The sequence below is a fragment of the Streptomyces sp. AcH 505 genome (assembly GCF_000818175.1).
Taxonomy (GTDB): domain Bacteria; phylum Actinomycetota; class Actinomycetes; order Streptomycetales; family Streptomycetaceae; genus Streptomyces.
Window position 1 is genome coordinate 3,364,430 of sequence record NZ_JTIY01000001.1, and the last position, 3,884, is coordinate 3,368,313.

Here is a 3,884-nt window from a genome sequence, read left to right on the forward strand (position 1 = left end):
CGACGCGCAGATGTCCCTCGCCGTCCGGGGCGGTCGGCAGCGCGACCGCGCGCTCGCCCCTGGTGAGCCGCAGCGCGGACTCGCCGAGCCGCAGCAGCGCGCCGGGCGGCAGCGGGACGGGAAGCCGGCCCACCTCGACGCCGTCCAGCGCCGTGCCGTTCGTGGAGCCGAGGTCGGCGACCGAGATCGTGCCGTCGTCGGCGACCGTCACCGCGCAGTGCAGCCGCGAGACGTCCGGGTCGTCCAGCGGGACGTCGGCGTCGGCCGAGCGGCCGATCCGGATCTGCCCGCCGTGCAGCAGATGGACACCGCCCGCGTCGGGCCCCGCCACCACATGGAGCTGGGCGGGCGCGGACTCCGTGGGGATGTCGTCGTCACCGGGGACCTGGAGCGACAGCACGGCCCCGTCGATCAGCGGCGGCTCACCCAGGGCGCAGCGCTGCCCGTCGAGCCGCTCACGGCCCGCGTAGAGAATGACCGAATTTGATGCGTCAGGACCCGAGACCGCGGTGGCGAGAGCGGACGCGACGGCGGCGAGCGCCGTACCTGCGGGGGCGGTGACGAGCACGTCACACACCTGCCCGACAGCGTGGCCGCTGCGCGGCGCGAGGACGGTCAGCCGGATCTGCATCGCCGTCAGCGGTCCCTTCTGCGCGGGGTGCGCGGCAGGGGAACTGCCCTGTGATTCCCCCCACCACGCACGGACGCGTCGTCCGGTACAGGTCGGCACGTCCGGTGTGATCCCCAACTCCACCCGTCACGTGCTGGGGGCATCCTCGCACCTGCCACTGACAACACGCCCGGGGGCCACAATTAAGTGATCTTGATTGGTCGGCTGTGGGTGCAAAAGTGCCTGCTTGGGATCATCCCTGTCACCCTGGGAACGGCCGTTCGGCAACCATCCGGGCGGCCTCGGCGTCTTTCCGACCTACGAACGACACGTTCGGCGGCACTAAAGTGGGCCGGACACCCTGGACGACGGGGACCATGGAGCGATCACGATCAGCAGGGAGCGCATGACGTGCGGCCGGTAGGCAGCAAGTACCTGCTCGAGGAACCGCTGGGACGCGGCGCCACGGGCACCGTCTGGCGGGCCAGCCAGCGGGAGACCGCGGGCGCCGAGGCGGCCGTCGCGGGCCAGCCCGGCGAGACCGTCGCGATCAAGGTCCTCAAGGAGGAGCTGGCGAACGACGCGGACGTGGTGATGCGGTTCCTGCGCGAGCGCTCCGTCCTGCTGCGACTCACCCACCCCAACATCGTGCGCACCCGCGACCTGGTCGTGGAGGGCGATCTGCTCGCCCTGGTCATGGACCTCGTCGACGGCCCCGACCTGCACCGCTACCTCAGGGACAACGGCCCCTTCAGCCCGGTCGCCGCATCGCTGCTCACCGCGCAGATCGCCGACGCGCTCGGCGCCAGCCACGCGCAGGGCGTCGTGCACCGGGACCTGAAACCGGCCAACGTGCTGCTCAAAATAGACGGCGAGCAGATGCACCCGATGCTGACCGACTTCGGCATCGCGCGCCTCGCCGACTCCCCGGGGCTGACCCGGACCCACGAATTCGTCGGCACGCCCGCCTACGTCGCACCGGAATCGGCCGAAGGCCGGCCGCAGACCTCGGCCGTCGACATCTACGGCGCCGGCATCCTGCTCTACGAACTGGTCACCGGACGCCCGCCGTTCTCCGGCGCGACCGCGCTCGAAGTGCTCCACCGCCATCTCAGCGAGGAGCCGCGCCGCCCCAGCACCGTGCCCGAACCGCTGTGGACCGTCATCGAGCGCTGCCTGCGCAAGGACCCCGACCAGCGGCCCAGCGCCACCAACCTCGCCACGGCCCTGCGCACCGTCGCCTCCGGCATCGGGGTGCACTCCACCCCGGCCCAGATCGACGCCGCCCTCGGCGTGGCCGCGCTGCTCGCCCCCGACCCGTCACCCGCGACGGTGCCCGAGATGCCGGGCGCCGCCGACCCGACGCAGGTCCTGCCGAGCAACGCCGGTTCGTACGACCCCAACGGCGCGACGAGCGTCATGCCGTCCACCGGGGCCGGCGCACCGCCCGGAAACCCGCCGGGGATGCCCCCGGTGCCCGCGGAGCCCGAGGGCCCGCACCCCTGGCAGAGCCAGCTCCAGGCGGCACGCGACCGCAACGAGCAGACGCAGGTCCAGTACCTCGACCCGAGCCAGGACCCGCTGCGCCACCGCCCGCACCGCCAGCAGCCGCCGCAGGGCGGCCAGGGCCAGGGCTACCAAGGCCAGGGCCAGGGCCAGGGCGGCAGGGGCCAGCAGCAGCGACCGCCGCAGCGGCAGCAGTACCCGCCGCAGCAGCAGTACGCGCCGCAGGCGCAGCCCCAGCAGCAGCGGTACGCGCCGCCCCCGCAGCAACAGCAGTACGCGCCGCAGCAGCAGCAACGGCCCCAGCAGCCGGCCCCCCGCCCGCCGCGCGAGCCCCGGCAGCGCAGCGCAAACCCGATGCGGATCCCCGGTCTCGGCTGCCTCAAGGGCTGTCTGGTCGTGATCGTGCTGATCGTGGTCGCCGGCTGGCTCGTCTGGGAACTGACCCCCCTCCAGGACTGGGTCGACCAGGGCGAGGGCTACTGGCAGGCGATCGGCGACGGCATCTCCAAGGTGTCGGGCTGGATCTCCGACCTCGGCAGTGCGAGCGGGACGAACTGACGTCCCGGCCATGCACTGACGCTGTAGCTATGTCGACTTCTGCGGGGGCAATTCGCCCGTAGAAGTGAAGGTTGGCGCCGTCGTGGGCACGGAACACCCCGATACACGCGTACTTTGATGGCAAAGCCAGCCGCTGAGGGAGCAGTCTTGGCACGGAATATCGGCAGCCGGTACACCGCACACCAGATTCTGGGACGCGGCAGCGCCGGCACGGTGTGGCTGGGCGAGGGGCCCGAGGGCGCCGTCGCCATCAAGCTGTTGCGCGAGGACCTCGCGTCCGACCAGGAGCTGGTCGGCCGCTTCGTCCAGGAGCGCACCGCCCTGCTGGGCCTCGACCACCCCCGGGTGGTCGCCGTACGCGATCTCGTCGTGGACGGCAACGACCTCGCGCTCGTCATGGAGCTCGTACGCGGCACCGACCTGCGCACCCGTCTCGACCGGGAGCGCAGGCTGGCGCCCGAGGCGGCGGTCGCGATCGTCGCCGACGTCGCCGACGGCCTCGCCGCCGCCCACGCTGCCGGGATCGTCCACCGCGACGTCAAGCCGGAGAACATCCTGCTCGACATGGAAGGCCCGCTGGGCCCCGGCGGCGCACACCCCGCGCTGCTCACCGACTTCGGTGTCGCCAAGCTCATCGACACCCCCCGGCGCACCAAAGCGTCCCGGATCATCGGCACCCCCGACTATCTGGCGCCCGAGATCGTCGAGGGCCTGCCGCCGCGCGCCGCCGTCGACATCTACGCCCTGGCCACCGTCCTGTACGAACTCCTCGCCGGATTCACGCCCTTCGGCGGCGGCCACCCCGGCGCCGTCCTGCGCCGCCATGTGACGGAGTCCGTCGTCCCGCTGCCCGGCATCCCCGAGGAGCTGTGGCAGCTCCTCGTCCAGTGCCTGGCCAAGGCCCCCGCATCCCGGCTGCGCGCCTCGGAACTCGGCGCCCGGCTGCGCGAACTGCAGCCGCTGCTCACCGGCATCCCGCCGCTGGACGTGGACGAGCCCGACGCCGAACCCACCGAGCAGCCGCACGAGGAGCCGCATCCCGGTACCGCAGAGACCGGCGAACCGCGCCGCAGGGGCGCCGTACCGCTGGTCCCCGGCGCCTCTCCCGACTCCAACCGGGACACCCACACGAGCATGCGCGTGCCGGGCCCCGACGAGCTGGCGGGCGGCGCGCGCGGTACGGCCCGCGCGCCGCGCAGCAGCAGCCAGC

General features: G+C 72.9%; 3 protein-coding genes. 2 read left to right on the top strand and 1 reads right to left on the bottom strand.

All coding sequences use genetic code 11. From position 1 onward, the window contains the following. On the bottom strand, positions 1 to 631 hold a 631-nt coding region (locus tag HY68_RS15325; RefSeq protein ID WP_041989099.1), incomplete at its 3' end, for an FHA domain-containing protein. A gap of 390 nt (positions 632 to 1,021) precedes the next feature. Between HY68_RS15325 and HY68_RS15330 the strand changes: the two genes are divergently transcribed. Further along, positions 1,022 to 2,674, top strand: coding sequence for a serine/threonine-protein kinase (locus HY68_RS15330; protein ID WP_041989101.1), 1,653 nt, complete (start codon positions 1,022 to 1,024; stop codon positions 2,672 to 2,674). 147 nt (positions 2,675 to 2,821) lie between these two features. After that, the coding region (locus HY68_RS15335; protein ID WP_063779647.1) for a serine/threonine-protein kinase at positions 2,822 to 3,884 on the top strand (1,063 nt) is incomplete at its 3' end.